The sequence below is a fragment of the Enterococcus sp. 3H8_DIV0648 genome, assembly GCF_002140655.1.
GTDB lineage: Bacteria > Bacillota > Bacilli > Lactobacillales > Enterococcaceae > Enterococcus_A > Enterococcus_A hulanensis.
Genome location: NZ_NGLG01000002.1, coordinates 757324 through 758937 on the forward strand (window position 1 = coordinate 757324; position 1614 = coordinate 758937).

At 41.2% G+C, this 1614-nt stretch carries 2 protein-coding genes; both read left to right on the top strand.

The window, feature by feature from the left end:
• Positions 1-52: 52 nt before the first annotated feature.
• Entirely contained in the window at positions 53-763 is a 711-nt protein-coding gene (locus A5875_RS19800) for an ABC transporter ATP-binding protein (RefSeq protein WP_176244761.1), read from the top strand.
• A gap of 15 nt (positions 764-778) precedes the next feature.
• On the top strand, positions 779-1561 hold the full coding sequence (locus tag A5875_RS19805; RefSeq protein ID WP_242551179.1) for an ABC transporter permease: 783 nt from the start codon (positions 779-781) through the stop codon (positions 1559-1561).
• Positions 1562-1614 lie beyond the last annotated feature (53 nt).

Here is a 1614-nt window from a genome sequence, read left to right on the forward strand (position 1 = left end):
ATGCAAGCTTTCCTACCTATACTGAATCTATAAAGAAATGGAGGGAAAAATCATGACAAGAACGATCTTAGAAATCAGAGATCTGCGAAAAAGTTATGGACACAACAATATTTTGAACGGGATTGATCTGCAGCTGCTGCCAGGGAAAATCACTGGCCTGCTTGGACGAAATGGTGCCGGTAAGACCACCTTAATGAAATGTGTTTTAGGTTTAACCGCAAATTATCATGGAAAAGTCGTCTTTAACGGCCAAAATTTAAGTACAACGGATACGCAAACAAGAATGAAAATCGGTTCGCTGGTGGATGTTCAGTTTTATGAGGATTTAACTGCCTATGATAATCTGATGCTTTCTATTCGATTGATCGACTCGCTTCCTAAAAAAGAGCGCAAACGGCTCATTCACGAAAGTTTAGAATTTGTCGAACTAAGCAACGCCGCCAAGAAAAAGGTCAAAAACTTTTCCTTTGGAATGAAGCAGCGGCTGGCTTTGGCATTATCGTTGATTACAAAGCCCGAACTGCTGATTTTGGATGAACCTTTTGTCGGCCTCGATCCGATCGGTGTAGAAGAAGTAAAAGACTTGTTGCGGAAGCTTTGCCGTGAGCGCGGTACAGCTATTCTCTTTTCTAGTCATCAAATGCAGGAAGTTTGCGACCTGACTGATAATATTTTGGTCTTGAGCAAGGGCGTGATCAGCTATTCTGATCAAAATAGACATTTTGAAAACCAGCAGGCTCAATTAATCGAGCTGATGAAATAAAAAAAGGAGCGAACAATGATGGAAATATGGACGATCTATAAAATGGAAATAATCAAAACACTAAAAAGAAGAACTAGTCTGATTCTGCTGATTCCGGCAATTTTAGTTATGGTCATGTCTTTTGGGGTCTCAACTGGCGCTTTGACCTTCACTGGCGATGCGCTGTCTAGCAATGGAAAATTAGCCTGTCTTGATTTTGTAACCACGATCTGGGCTTTTTTCAACACATTAGGTATTTGGGGGATTTTATTAATTTTGGTTACAGCAGTGCAGTTTTCCGGCGAAATCACTAGCGGACAAATCAAAATGACGCTCTTGCGAATCGGTAAAAGAGGTCCGATTATTGTAGCGAAATTCTGCGCGCTGCTGACGACTACTTTTGGTGCGTTTGTTCTGTTTACCTTGAGCGCGGGCGCCGGTTATTATCTTTTTGTTGCGGACTCTACGATGGGAAATGGCAGCTTTACTTCATCAATGATTGATTTGCCGAATATGCTGGCGATGATTGGCTTTATTTTTCTTCATCTCGCCTTATTCATGGCAGTGACGTTGCTTGCTGGACTGTTTCTATCACCTTTTATTGCCTTTATCATTTCACTAGTCAGTTTGTTTGCCCTCAATTACTTGATCACTACGAATGCAGTCGATCTTCTGAAGTATTCTGCACTATCAGCGAGTAATCATTTGCTTGCAGGTCAAACTGCGGAATGGGTTCCGGCCTTGCTATCTTCTCTCGTGATTATTGCCTGCATTCTGACTTTGACATCGCTGTTTTTCAAAAGAATGGATATAAAATAGCTTTATTGAAGGTATAATAGAGAATAAAAGGGGTGTGTTTGATGGGGTTCTCG

What these genes read in the sequence shown, in the direction of transcription:
- A5875_RS19805 (WP_242551179.1), top strand. Translation starts at nt 779, where the DNA reads ATGATGGAAATATGGACGATCTATAAAATGGAAATAATCAAAACACTA.
- A5875_RS19800 (WP_176244761.1), top strand. Translation starts at nt 53, where the DNA reads ATGACAAGAACGATCTTAGAAATCAGAGATCTGCGAAAAAGTTATGGA.